10 protein-coding genes are annotated in these 16,959 nt (G+C 67.6%); 5 read left to right on the plus strand and 5 right to left on the minus strand.

Going from position 1 to position 16,959, the window contains the following annotated elements; translation table 11 throughout:
- Positions 1-119: 119 nt before the first annotated feature.
- Complete coding sequence (locus RCO27_RS03960; RefSeq protein ID WP_309001335.1) at positions 120-2,270, minus strand: M3 family metallopeptidase; 2,151 nt, start codon at positions 2,268-2,270, stop codon at positions 120-122.
- Between the two features lie 167 nt (positions 2,271-2,437).
- Between RCO27_RS03960 and RCO27_RS03965 the strand changes: the two genes are divergently transcribed.
- Complete coding sequence (locus RCO27_RS03965) at positions 2,438-3,124, plus strand: cyclic nucleotide-binding domain-containing protein (RefSeq protein ID WP_309001336.1); 687 nt, start codon at positions 2,438-2,440, stop codon at positions 3,122-3,124.
- A 4-nt stretch (positions 3,125-3,128) separates the two neighbouring features.
- Here the strand turns inward: RCO27_RS03965 and vapC are convergent, their stop codons facing one another.
- The 4 genes from vapC to RCO27_RS03985 form a co-directional block, all read right to left on the minus strand.
- A complete protein-coding gene (vapC, locus tag RCO27_RS03970; protein ID WP_309001337.1) occupies positions 3,129-3,542 on the minus strand; it encodes a tRNA(fMet)-specific endonuclease VapC in 414 nt (137 codons plus the stop codon).
- The gene (gene vapB, locus RCO27_RS03975) at positions 3,542-3,721 is read right to left on the minus strand and encodes a type II toxin-antitoxin system VapB family antitoxin (protein WP_309001338.1); all 180 of its coding nucleotides are present in this window, start codon (positions 3,719-3,721) and stop codon (positions 3,542-3,544) included. Before vapB ends, vapC begins: the two co-directional genes overlap by 1 nt.
- A 95-nt stretch (positions 3,722-3,816) precedes the next feature.
- The gene (locus RCO27_RS03980) at positions 3,817-5,250 is read right to left on the minus strand and encodes an aldehyde dehydrogenase family protein (protein WP_309001339.1); all 1,434 of its coding nucleotides are present in this window, start codon (positions 5,248-5,250) and stop codon (positions 3,817-3,819) included.
- A 100-nt stretch (positions 5,251-5,350) separates the two neighbouring features.
- Positions 5,351-6,997, minus strand: a complete 1,647-nt coding sequence (locus RCO27_RS03985) for an acetolactate synthase large subunit (RefSeq protein WP_309001340.1) — start codon at positions 6,995-6,997, stop codon at positions 5,351-5,353.
- Positions 6,998-7,260: 263 nt separating this feature from the next.
- Here RCO27_RS03985 and RCO27_RS03990 point away from each other — a divergent pair, with 263 nt between their 5' ends.
- The 4 genes from RCO27_RS03990 to RCO27_RS04005 are packed head-to-tail and all read left to right on the plus strand — an operon-like array spanning position 7,261 to position 16,925.
- Positions 7,261-8,640: a multiheme c-type cytochrome gene (locus RCO27_RS03990; RefSeq protein ID WP_374990351.1), complete on the plus strand. Its 1,380-nt coding sequence runs from the start codon at positions 7,261-7,263 to the stop codon at positions 8,638-8,640.
- Positions 8,637-10,604, plus strand: a complete 1,968-nt coding sequence (locus RCO27_RS03995) for a heme-binding protein (protein WP_309001342.1) — start codon at positions 8,637-8,639, stop codon at positions 10,602-10,604. The genes RCO27_RS03990 and RCO27_RS03995 overlap by 4 nt, the downstream gene beginning before the upstream one ends.
- Complete coding sequence (locus RCO27_RS04000; protein WP_309001343.1) at positions 10,601-12,661, plus strand: hypothetical protein; 2,061 nt, start codon at positions 10,601-10,603, stop codon at positions 12,659-12,661. Before RCO27_RS03995 ends, RCO27_RS04000 begins: the two co-directional genes overlap by 4 nt.
- 4 nt (positions 12,662-12,665) lie before the next feature.
- The gene (locus RCO27_RS04005; RefSeq protein ID WP_374990352.1) at positions 12,666-16,925 is read left to right on the plus strand and encodes a hypothetical protein; all 4,260 of its coding nucleotides are present in this window, start codon (positions 12,666-12,668) and stop codon (positions 16,923-16,925) included.
- The last annotated feature ends 34 nt before the right edge of the window (positions 16,926-16,959 follow it).

The raw sequence follows: 16,959 nt of genomic DNA on the forward strand, positions 1-16,959 counted from the left end.
CGGAGACGCAGTAGATTGAGATGATATATTGATACATTTGCGACAGCGCAAGTCGATCCGACATGACCGTCGCCGAGTAGCCCCGAATGCTGAAAGACGGGATCGCGCCCGCTCTCCCGCTACTCCCCCGTCGGGAATCCGCGCTTCCTGAGCAGCGCATTCACGTCCGGGTCCCGGCCGCGGAAGGCGCGATAGGCTTCGGCGCGATCGGTCTCGTTGCCGGTCGACAGCAGTGTCTCGGCGAAGCGGCGCGCCGTCGCCGGATCCCAGACATTGCCGGCCTCCCCGAACGCCGCCCAGGTGTCGGCGTCCATCGTCTCCGACCAGAGGTAGGAATAATAGCCGGCCGAATAGGCGTCCGACGAGAAGAGATGGCCGAACTGCGGCAGACGGTGGCGCATCACGATCTCGCGCGGCATGCCGATCGCCGCGAGCGTCTCGCGCTCGAACGCATCGGGATCGACCTCGCCGTCCGGCCGCACGTGCAACGCCATGTCGACCAGCGCGGACGACAGATATTCCACCGTCTCGAAACCCTGGTTGAACTGGCGGGCGGCGACGATCCGGTCGACCAGTGCCTGCGGCATCACCTCGCCGGTCTGGTAGTGGCGGGCGAAGCGGCTGAGGATCTCCGGGGTCAGCAGCCAGTTCTCGTGCACCTGGCTCGGATATTCGACGAAGTCCTGCGGCGTGCGCGCGAGATTGGGATAGCGCGTGTTCGACAGGAAGAAGTGGATGGCGTGGCCAAACTCGTGGAACAGGGTGGTCGCGTCGTCGACGCTGATCAGCACCGGCTCGCCCGCGCCCGGCTTGGTGAAATTGTTGTTGTTCGAGCCGAGCACGAGCCGGTCGCCGAGCAGGCCCGAGCGGCTGCGATAGGTCGTCGCCCAGGCGCCCGAGCGCTTGCCGGTGCGCGCGAACATGTCGCCGTAGAAGATACCGACGTCATTGCCCTCCCGGTCGGTGACCCGCCAGGTGCGGATGTCGGGATGCCAGACCGGCACCTGGCCCGTATTCTCCTGAAACTGGAAGCCGTAGAGCTGGTCGGCCATGTAGAACATGCCCTCGATCATCCGGTCGAGCTGGAAATAGGGCTTAATCTCGTCCTGGGAGAGATTGTACCGCTGCTGGCGGACCTTCTCCATGTAATAGCGATAGTCCCAGGGCTCGATCGTGATGTCTTGGCCCGCGGCCCGCGCGATCGCCTGCTGCTCGGCAACCTCCTCGCGCACCCGCGCAACCGCGGCCGGCCAGACCCGCATCATCAGCTCCTGCCCGCGCTCGGGCGTGCCGGCCATCGTGTCCTGCATCCGCCAGTGGGCGTGGCTGGGAAATCCGAGGAGGCGGGCGCGCTGGGCGCGGACGCGGACGATCTGGCGGATCGTCTCGTTGGTGTCGTTGGCATTGCCGTTGTCGCCGCGGTTGACGAAGGCCCGCCAGACGCGCTCGCGCAAGGACCGGTTGTCGGCGAAGGTCAGCACCGGATCGACCGCCGAGCGCGTGTTGACGATCGCGAACTGGCCGGCCGGCAGATTGCGCTCGCGTGCCGCCGCAGCGGCGGCATTGCGCACGTCGGCAGGAACGCCCGCCATATCCGTCTCGCCCGCAGTGACAAAGGTCTGCTCGTCGGCGAGCAGCTTCTCGCTGAACTGGGCGAACAGGCGCGCCAGCTCCTGATTGTAGGCGGAGAGCTGCTGCTTCTGCTCGGGGTTCAGATTCGCGCCGCGGCGGGTGAACTGCTCATAATAGCGGGTCACCACCCGCTGCTGCTGGGCATCGAGGCCGGACCGCTCGCGCGCCTCGTAGACCGCGCGCACCCGCTGGAAGAGCTCGGGATTGAGGATGATCGCATCCGAGGCGGCCGCGAGCCGCGGCCCCCATTCGCGCTGCGCCGCTTGGTATTCGGGGTTGGACATGTTGCTGCTCATCACGCCGAACACCGCGCCGACCCGGCCGAGCCGCCGCCCGGCCCGCTCCATCGCCTCGATCGTGTTGGCGAAGGTCGGCGCCTCGCGGCTGGCGGTGATCGCCGCGACCTCGCGCCGCTGCTCGTCGATCGCGAACTGGAAGGCTTCGGGGAACAGCTCTGGCCGTACCCGATCGAACGGCGGCACGCCGTCCGACGGCCCGGTCCAGTCGGCGAGCAGGACATTGCCCGGCACCGGCGCCGTCGTGCTGGCCGGCGCGCCGCCGCCCGTCGTCCCTTGCGCAAACACCGCACTCGCGCCAACCGCCATCAGGGCCGCGCTCGCCAGAAGAACTGCCTTCACTCTATCTCTCCATCGTCGATTGACGCCGGCGGACCCGATGCGGCGCCGGCCTTGAGAATGCTGTCATAGTGGGGCAACACGCGACGCGATGCAACGCCCGGCTGCCCCTCTTTTCGCGCCGGCCGGATTGGCGCATAGAGCGGCGGAAAAGGAGGCCGGGGAGCCGGATGCTGTCGCCTGAATCGCTTCTGCTCCACGCCAGCCTGGCGCTGATCGTGCTGGCCGTGCTGGCCCAACGGCCGTTCACCCTGCGCCTGTTGATCGCGCTGGCAGCCGCGGCCGGCTTGCTACGCGCGCTGCTGTGGACCCACGACACGATCACGGCCGCTTGGATGGGGATCCTGTTGGCCGTGGCGCTCTTCCTCCTGCTGCGCAATGCGCTCGCCGGGCGGAACATCCGCTTTTCCGCCGAGGAGAAGGCGCTGCTCGACAGCCTGGTCGAGGGCCTGTCGAACAGCCAGGCCCGCCATTTGATGGATCAGGGCCTGTGGCTCTCCGGCAAGGAAGGCGACGTGCTGACCCGCGAAGGCGAGCCGGTCGAGCGGCTCTACTATCTCGCCGAGGGCGAGGCGCTGGTGACGAGCGGCGGCCGTCGCGTCGGCATGTGCCGCGCGGGCGACCTGGTCGGGGAGCTTTCGGTGCTGTCCGGCGAGGCGGCCAGCGCGACGGTGACGCTGAGCGGCCCGGCCCGCTTCTGGTGCGCACCCGCCGACGATCTGAGGCCCTATGTCGAGGCGAACGAGGACATCCGCCGCGCCGTCGAGCACGCCTTCGCGACGGCGCTCAAGGCGAAGCTCAGGGCGAGCAACCGGACGATCATAGAGGCGAGCGGAGCGCAGACTACAGAAAGCTGACGAGCTATTTAGAAGGCGGCGTCAGCCAGTCTTCCGCGCGTAGCCCTTCGACGCGAGAAAACTCGCCCAGATTGCCGGTTACGACCGTCAAGCCTCGGCTTCTCGCATGGCCTGCTATCAGCAAGTCGTAGGAGCCGATCGGTTGTCCAACGCGCGCCAGTTCCGCCCGTATCTGGGCGGCATGGTCCGCGGCCTCGGCATCGAATGGGAGCACCTGCAATCGGCCGGCGAATTGCTCAACTTCGGCGCGATGGTGCTGCGGTCGTGCCGATCGTTCGGCGCCGTAGAGCAGCTCCATGAGAATGATGCTGGAAATGCACAAACTGTCGGCCTCAGCGCTGAAGCGCGGTCGCAAACCGGCTGGCCGATCGCGGAGCAACCGAATGCACAGATTCGTATCCAGCATGAAACGCAGCATCAGAGCGGCGCGCGCTCCTGAGCTTCCGGCTGATCGCGCTCCGGCAGGTCGATGCCGGGCGCATCGAAGAAATCATCCCATGTGCTGTTGGCAGGCACAATGATCCGTCGTTTGCCCTGACGCAGCACAACGACTTCCGTCACCTCCGGCGGAAAGGCGACATCCTTCGGCAGGCGCACCGCCTGAGAGCGGTTCGAGCGGAAAAGCCTCGTACGCGTCATAGGCGCAACCTAGTCCTGGCGCCGGGATATGTCAATGGGATATACCAAACGACTTAGGTCCGCCGGATCACCAGATTACGGATTTCCGTCATGTCCTCCATCGCGAAGCGCACGCCTTCGCGGCCGAGACCGCTGTCCTTCACCCCACCATAGGGCATGTTGTCGACGCGGTAGCTTGGCACGTCGTTGATCACGACGCCGCCGACGTCGAGCCGATCCCAGGCGTCGAACATCTGGAAGAGATCGCGGGTGAAGATGCCGGCCTGAAGGCCGAACTTGCTGTCGTTGACGATGTCGAGCGCCTCGTCGAACGATGAGAATTTGATCAGGAACGCGACCGGGCCGAACGCCTCCTCGACATTGATCTTGGTCGCCGGATCGACATTCTCCAGCAGGGTCGCCTCGAGCATCGCGCCCTCGCGCTTGCCGCCGCACAGCAGGGTGGCGCCCTTCCCCACCGCCTCCTGAATCCACGAATCGAGGCGCTTCGCCTCGCCTTCCGAGATCATCGGGCCGATGAAGACGTTGCGGTCCTTGGGGTCGCCGGCGACGAGCGTCTTCGTCTTGGCGACCAGCATGTCGCGGAACCGGTCGTAGACGTCGGCGTGGATGAGGATGCGCTGGACGCCGATGCAGGACTGGCCGGACTGGTAGAAGGCGCCGAAGATCGTCCGCTCCAGCGCATCGGCGAGGTCGGCGTCCCTGTCGATGATGACCGCGGCGTTGCCGCCCAGTTCCAGCACGACCTTCTTCTTGCCCGCCTTGGCCTTGAGGTCCCAGCCCACCCCCGGCGAGCCGGTGAAGGAGAGCAGTTTCAGCCGCTCATCCTCGGTAAACAGGTCCGCGCCCTCGCGGTGCGCCGGGAGGATCGAGAAGGCGCCCTTGGGCAGGTCGGTCTCGGCCAGCACCTCGCCCATGATGAGAGCGCCCAGCGGCGTCCGGCTCGCCGGCTTCATCACGAACGGGCAGCCGACCGCGATCGCCGGGGCGATCTTGTGGGCGGCGAGATTGAGCGGGAAGTTGAACGGCGAGATCAGCGAACAGGGTCCGATCGGCACCCGCTTCCAGATGCCCTGATAGCCTTTCGCCCGCGGGCTGATGTCGAGCGGCTGGACCTCGCCCGTCATCCGCACCGATTCCTCGGCGGCGATGCGGAAGGTGTCGATGAGGCGGGTCACCTCCCCTTCCGAATCCTTGATCGGCTTGCCGGCCTCGACGCAGAGCGCATAGGCGAGCTCGTCGAACCGCTTCTTGAAGCGGTCGACGCAATGCTGGAGCACCGCCTGGCGCTCATAGCTTGCCATCCGCGCCATCGGCTCGGCCGCCTCGACCGCGCCCTGGATGCCCGCGTCGATCGTCTTCGCGTCCGCTTGCGCGCAGCGGAACGCGACCTCGCCGGTGAACTTGTCGGTCACCTCCAGGTCTGTGTTCGGCTGCTCCGCCTTGTTGTTGAGGTAGAGCGGGTAGACGTCCTTGAGCTTCACCATGGCTTCTTTCCGACCGTCACTCCAGCGAAGGCTGGGGTCTCGTGGAGACGGGCTGTACATTCTGGTCCCGGGATCCCGGCCTTCGCCGGGATGACGAGCCCTACAATTTCGCGCTCAGTTCCCTGATCTCGTTGTTGAGGATGCGGTCATTGTCCGAATAGTCCACCGGGCAATCGATCAGGTGGACGCCGGGGGTGTCCAGCGTGTGCTTCAAGAGCCCGGGCAGCTGCTCGGCGCTCTCCACGCGATGGCCGAACGCGCCGTAGCTTTCGGCATATTTCACGAAGTCGGGATTGCCGAACTCCAGTCCCCAGTCCTCGAAGCCCATGTTCGCCTGCTTCCAGCGGATCATGCCGTAAGAGCTGTCGTTCAGGATCAGCACGGTGATGTTGAGCTTCAGGCGGACCGCCGTCTCCATCTCCTGGCTGTTCATCATGAAGCCGCCGTCGCCACAGATCGCCATCACCTTGCGGTCGGGATAAACCATCGCCGAGGCCATCGCGCTCGGCAGGCCCGCGCCCATCGTCGCCAGCGCATTGTCGAGCAGCACCGTGTTCGGCTGGCGCGCCGCATAGTTGCGGGCGAACCAGATCTTGTAGACGCCGTTGTCGAGGCAGATGATGCCGTCCGACGGCATCGCCTCGCGCACCTGCTTGACGAGGCAGGCCGGGAAGAGCGGAAAGCGCATGTCGTCGCACATCGCGGCGGTGTGCTCGACCTCGGCCTTGCGGGCCTTCAGCATCTTGTCGAAATTCCACCGGCCTGAGGGGACGATGTCCTCCTTCATCTGCCAGATCGCGTTGGCGATGTCGCCGATCACCTCGATCTGCGGGAAATAGACCGGATCGACCTCGGCCGAACGGGTCGAGATGTGGATCACCTCGGTGCCGCCGTTCCTCATGAAGAAGGGCGGCTTCTCGATCACGTCGTGCCCGATGTTGACGATGAGGTCCGACGCCTCGATCGCCTTGTGGACGAAGTCGCCGGATGACAGTGCCGCGCAGCCGAGGAAGAGCGGGTGATGCTCGTCGATCACGCCCTTGCCGAGCTGGGTGGTGAGGAAGGGGATGCCGGTCTTCTCGATGAACTGGAGCAGCATCCGGCCGGTCATCTTGCGGTTCGCGCCCGCGCCGATCACCAGCACCGGCGCCTTGGCATCCTCCAGCCGCTTCACCGCCGCGCGCACCGCCTTGGGCTCGGCCGAGGGGCGCCGGGCGAGGCTCGGCTTGATCGGCGTGGAATCGGTCTTCTCGTCGGCGACGTCCTCGGGAAATTCGAGATGCGTCGCGCCCGGCTTCTCCTCCTCGGCGAGGCGGAAGGCCTCGCGGACGCGGCTCGGGATATTGTCGGCCGAGGCGAGCTGATGGGTATATTTGGTGATCGGGCCCATCATCGCGACGACGTCGAGAATCTGGAACCGGCCCTGCTTCGATTTCTTGATCGGCTTCTGGCCGGTCACCATCAGGATCGGCATGCCGCCGAGCTGCGCATAGGCCGCCGCCGTCACGAAGTTGGTCGCGCCGGGCCCGAGCGTCGCCATGCACACGCCGGTTTTCCCCGTGTGACGGCCATAGGTCGCGGCCATGAAGCCGGCGCCCTGCTCGTGGCGGGTGAGGATGAGCTTGATCTGCCTGGATCGCGAGAGCGAATCCAGCATGTCCAGATTCTCCTCGCCGGGCACGCCGAAGATATATTCGACGCCCTCCTCTTCTAGGCACTGGATGAACAGGTCCGAGGCTTTGGTCATTTTCGCCGGCTCCGATTGCTTTTCTTGCGCGGATGATGCCGGCACGTGACCGGGCCGTGACGCCCGGCTGCGTGCCCCCCATGAAACTTTAGCTCTACCGGGGATTGTTTCGACTGTCACCAACGGCTTCGCCGCCGCCGCTTCGACCGCCTTTCAGGCACGTCATGCCCGCTTTGCGGTTGCATGGAGGCGTTGTTTCGGTCCATAACCTCGCCTAGGCATCTTTGACCGTCCGCGCTGTACAGGGGCGGCATGGAGGGCAAATGGGGGGCAGGCGGAATTTGGCCGTCGGGTTGGGCGCTGCGGGCATCCTCGCGGCGCTTCTTCTTGTTCTGTTTCATCCGCAGGGCGCCGAGGCGACCCTGCAGGACCAGACGAGCGGCGCGACCTTCGTCGGCGTCGCCACCTGCGGCGGCTCGACCTGTCATGGCCGCAGCGAGGCCGACGGCCCGGTCGTCCGCCAGGACGAGATCATGCTCTGGCAGGATCCGTCGAGCGCTGCGGGGGCCCACAGCCGCGCTTATGCGGTGCTCCAGGATCCGCGCAGCCAGGTGATCGCCCAGCGGCTCGGCATCGGCGAGGCGACCAGCGCGCCGATGTGCCTCGGCTGTCACGCGACGCCCGCCGGCCAGCGCGGCACCCGCTTCCAGCTCTCCGACGGCGTCGGCTGCGAATCGTGCCATGGTGCCGCCTCGGGCTGGCTCTCCAGCCACTATGCGGTCGGCGGCACCCATGCGAACAACGTGGCGCGCGGCCTGATCCCGCTTGAGAACCCGCGGGTGCGCGCCGGCGTCTGCCTCGACTGCCATTTCGGCAGCGCCGACGAGGGCCAGTTCGTCACCCACCGGATCATGGCCGCCGGCCATCCGCGCATCTCGTTCGAGCTCGACCTGTTCACGACGCTGCAGGCGCACCATCAGGAAGACGACGACTACCGGACACGCAAGGGCCGCGCCGATGCGGTGCGCACCTGGGCGGTCGGCCAGGCGATGGCGCTGGAGCGCTCGCTCTCGCTGTTCGCCAGCCAGCGCCGCGGCATGGAGGGGATGTTCCCCGAATTCTACTTCTTCGACTGCCACTCCTGCCACCGGCAGATTTCGGACGACGTGAACTACCGCCCGACCGCGGTCGCCAATCCGGGCCGCCCGATCCCGTCGGGCATGCCGCCCTACAATGACGAGAACATGATCATGCTGGCGGCGGCGGCGCGGGTGATGGCGCCGGGCCTCGCCCAGCAGTTCGAGCGCGACAGCCGCGCCTTCCACCAGGCGATCGCGCGCGAGCGCAGCTCCGCGGTGGTCGCCGCCGGGCGCCTGCGCCAGACTGCGCAGGCGATGGTCGAGGCCTTCACCTCCGCCAACGTCACCCGCCAGACCACCTTCGCGATCATCGATTCGATCACCAGCGACGCGATCAATCCGCGCTTCACCGATTATGCGGGCAGCGTGCAGGCGGTGATGGCGACCGACACCCTGCTCTCCTCCCTGGTCAACCAGGGCGAGGTGTCCGAGGCGACCGCCAACACCATTCGCGCCGACATCAACGGGGCCTATCGCGCGGTGCGCGACCCCAATGCCTACAGTCCGGGGGATTTCCGTGCCAGCCTTGGCCGCGCCGCGGCGGCCATCCGGAGACTCAGGTGAAGCGTAGCGTATCCAGTATCGCCATTGCCGCTCTTATCGTCGGCTCCTGCGGGGGCGGTGGAGGTGGTGATTCGAACACCCCCCAGCCGCCCGCGCCGCCGCCGCCACCGCCGGCCGCGTCCTTCCAGACGCCGGCGCTCGAGCGGCTGACCGTTGCGGACATCCAGAGGATCATCGCCCAGGGCGTCGCTGAAGCGCAGGCGCAGGGTCAGCCCTCCGGCTTCGTCGTGATCGACCGCGTCGGCAACGTGCTCGCCGTGTTCGCGATGAACGGCGCCAACCTGACGCTGCGCACGCCGCAGGCGCCGAACGGCCAGAACGACGCGCTCCAGGGCCTCAACCTGCCGGCGCCGGCGGCGCTGGCCGGCGGCATCTCCAAGGCGCTGACCTCCTCCTATTTCTCCTCGGTCGGCGCGGCCTTCTCGACCCGCACCGCCAACGACATCGTCCAGGAGACGCTGCCGCCGTCGGGCGCCACCGGCGGGCTCGAGAGCGGCCCGCTGTTCAGCGTCCAGTTCAGCCAGCTGCCCTGCTCCGATGTCTCGTCGCGCTTCCCGAACCGGGCCGGCACCCATCGCGGGCCACTGGGCGCGGGCGCCGATCCGGGCTCCTTCCCGCTCTACAAGAACGGCGCGGTGGTCGGCGCGGTCGCGGTGGTCGGCGACGGTGTCTACGGTTTCGACCGGGAATATCGCGACAACGATCGCAGCATCGAGGAGACGATCGCGCTCGCCGCGACGACCGGCTTCGAGCCGAGGCCCGAGATCCGCGCCAACCGGATCACGGTCGACGGCTTCCTGCTGCGCTATTCCGACGCGACCCCTGCCGATTTCCGGAGCAATCCGGCGAGCGCGCCCGCCTTTGCCACCATCAACGGCACGGCCGGCAACCTCGTCTCGGTGCCCGGCTATTACGACGCGGCGGCCGGCGTCGTGCAGGGCACGATCTACGGCACCGAGGAATCGGGCGTGCGCCCGGCGGCGGCCGGCGAATATGGCGTCCCGGAAGTCTGGGTGGTCAGCGACGGCGCCGGCAACAACCGCTTCCCCGTCCGCCCGGGCACCGACGGCGCCGGCGCGCTCAGCGCCGCCGAGGTGCGGACCATGCTCGAGGAAGCCTTTCAGGTGCAGCGCGCCGCCCGTGCGCAGCTGCGCATTGAGGCGCCGGGCGAGCCCGAGGCGCGCGCCCAGAACACGATCGTGGTCGTCGACACCAATGGCGAGATCCTCGGCCTGGTGCGCGGTCCCGACGCGCTGCCGGACGCGATCGACGCGGTGCCGCAGAAGGCGCGCACCACCGTCTTCTTCTCGAGCCCGAGCGCGGCCGCCTACCTGCAGGCGCATCCCGATCCCGAGGTGCGGGCCTATGTCGCTGCGGTCCGCACCTTCCTCGGCGATCCCAATGCACTGACCGGCGGCACCGCCTTCGCGCTGCGCTCGATCGGCAACCTCGCCCGCCCCTACTTCCCGGACGGCGAGCTCGCCACCCCGCCCGGGCCGCTGTCGGTGCCGATCGACCGGTTCAACATCTTCTCGACCGGCCTCCAGTCGCAGCTGATCGAAGACGACATCATCCAGCACATTCGCTTCATCCTTGGGCTCAACCCGGCTGACGTGCCACAGACCTGCTCGGATGCGCCAACGATCCGGCCCGGCTTCAACCGCTTCAACAACGGCCTCACTCTCTTCGCGGGCGGCGTGCCGATCTACCGCAACGGCACGCTCGTCGGCGCGATCGCCGCATCGGGCGACGGCAACGACCAGAGCGACATGATCGCCTTCCTCGGCCTCCACAATGCCGGCCTGAAACTGGGCGGTGCGATCGGCAACGCGCCGACCAGCATCCGCGCCGATCGCATATTCGTGCCGGCTGGCAACGGCGGCACCTCGAACCTGCGCTATGTCCGCTGCCCATTCGCGCCGTTCGTCGGCTCGAACGAACAGAATGTGTGCCAGGGCAAATGACGCTCGCCACCGCCTTCCTCTCTTTGATGACGACGGCGGGACCGGCGGCGCTCGCGGCCGAGCCGGCGGCGCAGCCGTTGGCTGCGCCGAGCGCGGCCAGCACCCTCACCATGGCCTGGCTGGCGGGCGTCCTGCAGGACGTCCCGCCGGAGGGCGAGACCCAAGCCGCTGCGCCGGCCCAAGTCGAGCCGGCCGCGCCGCCGCAGGTCAACGAGCGCGGCGAACCGCCGGCGACGCCGGTCGAGCAGGAGCTGATCGACGGCCGCCGCCGCCCCGACATCCAGCGGCCGCTGCCGGGCGAGATCGAACAGTTCAATCCCGGCGCGATCCGCTCGCCGCCGCCCCAGGCCTTCCCGACGGACCATCTTCCGGTCCCGGACCGCTGGCGCCTGATCCAGTCGCTCGGCCTGGTGCGCGAGCGCTGGTGGGACCCCTACAACCAGAACACCTACAAAGGCGACCGCCCGATCTGCATCCCGAGTGACGAGGAGCAGGAGCGCCGGCGCCAGCTGCGCGAGGAGGCCGCCGCCCGCGGCGAGCCCGCGCCCTATGGCAGCGCACCCTGCCGCACCCCGCGCCTTCTCGGCCTCACCGGCCCCGACTGGTTCTTCGTCGGCAGCGCCGTCTCCGACACCGTCATCGAGCCGCGCACCTTCCCGCTGCCGGGCGGCGAGCAGAACACCGACCGGCCGGGCGGCAACGACGTGTTCGGCCGCAACAACAGCCTCGTCGCGGTCCAGACCTTCATCTTCAGCGCCGCGCTGATCAAGGGCTCGACCGCCTACAAGCCGCCCGACGTCGAATGGCGCATCACCCTGGCCGCGCAGGCGAACTATGTCGACGTGCCCGACCGGCGCATCCTCGACGTGCGTCCGTCGGTCAGCTCCAACCGCTTCGATTATGCGCTGGGCGTCCAGGAGGCGTTCCTCGACTATCACGTCATCAACACCTCCTATCGCTATGATTTCTGGTCGATCCGCGTCGGCATCCAGCCGTTCCAGCTCGATTTCCGTGGCTTCCTGTTCCAGGACAGTAACCTGGGCTTCCGCCTGTTCGGCAATCGTGACAACAACCGCTGGCAGTTCAACCTGGCGGCGATCTGGCGGCTGGAGAAGGATACCAATTCCGGCCTCAACAACCTGTTCCAGACGCCGCGGCAGGACTGGATTCTGCACGGCAACGTCTACCGCCAGGATTTTCCGGTGGTGGGCCTCACCAGCGAGCTCAGCGTCACCTGGAACATCAACCGCGAGCGCGACAGCATCGAGGTCGACGACAACGGCTTCCCGGTCCGTCCCGCGCTGATCGGCAACCTCCAGCCGCGCGACTATGACGCCTGGTATTTCGGCTATGGCGTCGACGGCCGCATCGGCCGATTGAACCTCACCGCCTTTGGCTACGCGCTGTTCGGATCGGACCGGAACAGCAACTTCACCGGCGAGGAGGCGCGGCTCGAATCCTTCTTCGCCGCGGCCGAACCGTCCTACGATTTCAACTGGATCCGCGTCCGCGGCGCGGCGCTGTTTGCCAGCGGCGACGACAATCCGTTCGACAATGTGCAGCGCGGCTTCGATGCGATCTTCGAGAATCCGATCTTCGCCGGCGCCGATACCAGCTATTGGATCCGCCAGTCGATCCCGCTGATCGGCGGCGCCCGCGCGGTGAATCTCTCTGGGCGCAACGGCATCCTCAACGATCTGAGGTCGTCGAAGGAGCAGGGCCAGTCGAACTTCGTCAATCCGGGCACGATGCTGCTCGGCGTCGGCGCCGATTTCGACATCACGCCGGCGGTGCGCCTGTCGGTCAACGCCAACCATCTCTGGTTCCACCGGACCGGCGTGCTCGAAGTGCTGCGCCAGCAGCAGAACATCAACCGCGACATCGGGTGGGACCTATCCGCCGCAGTGATTTGGCGCCCGACCTTCATCCAGAACGTCGTGTTCCGGCTCTCCGGCGCGATCCTGCAGCCCGGCGAGGGCTTCCGCGACCTGTTCGAGAATGCCCGGCGCGACGAGCGCTATTATTCTGTCCTGTTCAATGCGATCCTGACGTACTGAGGTGATGGGGGTGATGCGCGTCAGCCAGATTGCGAAGACCGCGTTCATCGGGGCTGCGCTCGCGGCCTCCGCCTTCATGGGCGCGACCCAGCTCGGTGCCGCCGCCAAGGAAAAGCCGGTGGTGCGCGACTACAGCCTGGTGCGCGCCGCGCCGGCGCCACGCACGCAGGACTGGAACGAGGCCGAGACGAAGAGCGCCGGCTGCCAGTCCTGCCACACTTCCAGCGACGCCCACACCATGCACCGCTCGCCGGCGGTGATCCTGGGCTGCACCGACTGCCACGGCGGCAACCCGCAGGTCGTCGCGCCCGCCGGCTCGACCCCGGAATCGGCGAGCGACCCGGCCTACGTCGCCGCACGCGACGCGGCCCACGTCCTGCCGCGCTATCCGGAAACCTGGCACTGGCCCTCCTCGGCCAATCCCAGCCGGACCTACACTTTGCTCAACGTCGAGGCGCCCGAATATGTGCGCTTCGTCAACCCGTCCGACTATCGCGCCGTGCGCGATTCCTGTGGCGCCTGTCATATGGAGATCATCGAGGCGGCCGAGCGGTCGCTGATGTCCACCGGCGCGATGCTGTGGGGCGGCGCCTCCTACAACAACGGCATCGTGCCGTTCAAAAACTACCTGCTGGGCGAGGCCTATACCCGCGACGGCCTGCCGGCGCTGATCCAGTCGCCGGTGGGCGGCCAGATCACCGAGGAGCAGCGCGCCCGCGGCGTCATCGCGTCGATGTATCCGCTGCCGACATGGCACGTCGTGCCACCGGGCGACGTCTTCCGCGTGTTCGAGCGGGGCGGCCGCAACATCAACACCCAGTTCGCCGAAGTGGGCCTTCCCAACCCGACCGGCATCATCCAGCGCCTCGAGGAGCCGGGGCGTCCGGACATCCGCCAGTCGAACCGCGGCGCCGGCACCGGCCTTCGCGTCTCGATCCCGGTCCTCAACGTCCACAAGACCCGCCTCAACGACCCGTTCATGTGGTTCATGGGCACCAACGACCAGCCGGGCGACTATCGCCATTCCGGCTGCGCGGGCTGCCACGTCGTCTATGCCAACGACCGCGAGCCCAGGCACAGCCTGACCTATGCGCAATATGGCCGTGACGGCCAGACCGCGACCGTCGACCCCGTCATCGCCCGCCTCACCCCGCGCGGCGAGCATGGCGAAGGCGAGGCGGCGCACAGCGAGGGGGAGGCCCATAGCGAGGAAGCGGCCGAGGAGCCGGTCGGCGGCGACGACACCGCGGACGAGAACCGCCAGACCCGGCCGGGTGCGGAGGCGCCCGCCGACGCCAACCACGCCGCCGTCCGCGAGCGCGGCCATCCGCTGCGCCACGTCTTCACCCGGGCGATCCCGACCTCGCAGTGCATGAGCTGCCACATGCACCAGCCGAACATCTTCCTGAATTCCTATCTCGGCTACACGATGTGGGACTATGAGTCCGACGCCGACCTGATGTGGCCCGGGCCCGAGAACCGCCTGCCGGCACGCAATGCCGGGGAAGAGCGCGCCTTCCGCAACCAGAGCTATCCCACCGAGGACGTGCGGCACGAGATCCTCGACCGCAACCCGGAGGCCGCGGCCGAGCGTGGCCTGTGGGCCGATCCCGAATTCCTGCGCGAGGTCTATGACCGGGTGAACCCGCTCGCCCGCCAGACCCAGTTCGCCGACTATCACAGCCACGGCTGGAACTTCCGCGCGATCTTCCGCCGCGATCGCGAGGGCAATCTGGTCGACGCCGAGGGCCAGATCATCCCGCCGGACGATCCCGACATCTTCCGCCGCGAAGGCGAGGGCCTGTTCGTGCCCGTGGGCGTCAATCCAGGCCGGTCGGTCCATATGATGGACATCCACGCCGAGCGCGGCCTGCAATGCGCCGACTGCCACTTCGCCCGCGATGCGCACGGCAACGGCTTCCTCTACGGCGAGGTCGCCAATGCGATCGAGATCGGCTGCAAGGACTGCCACGGCACGGTGCGCGACTATGCCAACCTCAGGACCTCCAATCTCGCCGCGCCGCCGGCCGGCACCAATCTCGAGCTGATCCGCAACGAGGACGGCCGCCGCCGCTTCGAATGGGTCGAGCGCGAGGGCCGCCGCGTCCTCATCCAGCGCTCGATCGTCGATCCGAACCTCGAATGGGAGGTGAGCCAGGTCCGCGACAGCGCCGACGCCAGCCTGCCGCCCTGCGAGGCGCGCGGCGACCAGGCGACGCCGGGGCCCTGCTTCAACCAGCTCTCCGCCCGCGCCAAGCTGATGAGCCGCACCGGCGCGGAGACCGGCCGCTTCGTCTTCGGCTCGGGCGTGCCCGACACCGAGCTCGCCCACCCCGACAGCGAGATGGCCTGCTTCACCTGCCACTTGTCGTGGACCACGAGCTGCGCCGGCTGCCACCTGCCGATCGAGGCGAACAACCGCACCGTCATCCATCATTATGACGGCGACGAGACACGCAACTTCGCGACCTACAACCCGCAGGTCGCGCGCGACGAGATGTTCCAGCTGGGCCGCCACCAGACCACCAAGGGCAACATCATCGCCCCGATCCGGTCGACCTCGGCGCTGATCCTGTCCTCGACCAACGTCAACCGCGAGCGGATCTACGTCCAGCAGCCGCCGATCGCGGCGTCGGGCTATTCGTCCCAGGCGTTCGCGCCGCACTTCCCGCACACCGTGCGCCGGACGGAGACGAAGACCTGTACCGACTGCCACATCAGCGAGAACGAGGACAACAATGCGATCATGGCGCAATTGCTGCTCCATGGGACGAACTTCGTGAACTTCGTCGGCATGCACGCCTGGCTCGGCCTCGAGGGCGGGTTCGAGGCGGTGCGCGTCACCGAATGGGAGGAGCCGCAGGCGGTGCTCGGCTCCTACCTCCACCGCTATGCCTATCCGGACTATTACCGGATGCATGTCGAGCGGAACAACCGCGAGCTCATCAACTGGACCCGCGGCCGTGCGTTCGACCGCAACTTCTCGGGCGAGCCGGGCGGCTTCGAGCAGTTCGCCAACATCGTCCAGGGCACGCGCGATCCGGTCCGCTGCCTGCAGGCGCGCGGCGAATATATGTTCGTGGCGGAAGGCCGGGGCGGGTTCATGGTCTATGACATCGCCTCGATCGGCAACAAGGGCGTGTCCGAGCGCATCCTGACCGGGCCGTTCTCGCGCCTCGGTCACAACACCCGGGTCCGCTCAAGCAACGCGACCTGCGTGGCACTGCCGACCAACCAGCCGATCCGGCCCGACCGCAACGACATGATGGCCGAGACCCAGCGGCCGCAGCCCAACGGCACGACGATCAGCCTGCTCGAGGAGAATCAGGAGCAGCGGATGCACGAGCTCTACCGCTATGCGGTGGTGACCGACGCCGAGGAGGGCCTGATCCTCGTCAATGTCGACACGATGGCGAACGGCGAGCCACGCGACAATTTCCTGCGCCGCGCCGAGCTCACCACCGGCGGCACCGCGTGGAACGAGAACGGTGTGCTGACCGGCGCCCGCCACATCACGCTGGCCGGCACCTATGCCTACATCATCGCCGATGCCGGCCTCGTCGTCGTCGACCTGAACGAGCCGCTGACGCCGCGCCTCGTCGCGACCCGGCCGCTCAACGACGGCCGTGCCTCGGTGATCCAGTTCCGCTATCTCTGGGTAACCGACGCCGACGGCCTCAAGCTGTTCGACGTGACCCGCATGGCCGATCCGGTCGCGGTGCCGTCGGCGACGGTGCCGCTGCAGGACGCCCGCCGCATCTACCTCGCCCGCACCTACGCCTATGTCGCTGCGAAGAGCCAAGGCCTGGCGATCATCAACGTCACCAATCCGCTGCGCCCGCAGCCGCCGATGTTCGTCACTCTCGACGGGCAGATGAACGACGTCGAGGACGTGGTCGTCGGCTCCACCAACGCCGCGCTCTATGCCTATGTCGCGGACGGGCGGAACGGCCTCAAGGTGCTGCAGCTGACCTCGTTCGCCACCTCGAACCAGGTCTACGGCTTCTCGCCCCGGCCGATCCCCGAGCTCATCGCCTGGGCCCGCACGCCGACGCCGGCGATCGCTCTCTCCAAGGGCCTCGACCGCGACCGCGCCGTCGACGAGACCGGCCACCAGATCGCGGTGTTCGGCCGCCTCGGCTCGCGCCCGTTCAACCGTCAGGAGATGGAGCGCCTGTTCCTCAACCGGAGCGGCCAGCCCTACCGGGTCAGCGACCGGGGATCGATGAACGACTGGGTCGGCCCGCGCCTGGCAGCGCGCTGAGGCGCCGGCTGGCGTCTGTGTCTGCCTGGTTGAA

This window comes from Sphingosinicella sp. LHD-64 (assembly GCF_031157375.1).
Taxonomy (GTDB): domain Bacteria; phylum Pseudomonadota; class Alphaproteobacteria; order Sphingomonadales; family Sphingomonadaceae; genus Allosphingosinicella.

What these genes read in the sequence shown, in the direction of transcription:
- vapC (WP_309001337.1), bottom strand. Translation starts at nt 3,542, where the DNA reads ATGCTGCGTTTCATGCTGGATACGAATCTGTGCATTCGGTTGCTCCGC.
- RCO27_RS03985 (WP_309001340.1), bottom strand. Translation starts at nt 6,997, where the DNA reads ATGACCAAAGCCTCGGACCTGTTCATCCAGTGCCTAGAAGAGGAGGGC.
- RCO27_RS04000 (WP_309001343.1), top strand. Translation starts at nt 10,601, where the DNA reads ATGACGCTCGCCACCGCCTTCCTCTCTTTGATGACGACGGCGGGACCG.
- RCO27_RS03990 (WP_374990351.1), top strand. Translation starts at nt 7,261, where the DNA reads ATGGGGGGCAGGCGGAATTTGGCCGTCGGGTTGGGCGCTGCGGGCATC.
- RCO27_RS03980 (WP_309001339.1), bottom strand. Translation starts at nt 5,250, where the DNA reads ATGGTGAAGCTCAAGGACGTCTACCCGCTCTACCTCAACAACAAGGCG.
- RCO27_RS03965 (WP_309001336.1), top strand. Translation starts at nt 2,438, where the DNA reads ATGCTGTCGCCTGAATCGCTTCTGCTCCACGCCAGCCTGGCGCTGATC.
- RCO27_RS04005 (WP_374990352.1), top strand. Translation starts at nt 12,666, where the DNA reads ATGGGGGTGATGCGCGTCAGCCAGATTGCGAAGACCGCGTTCATCGGG.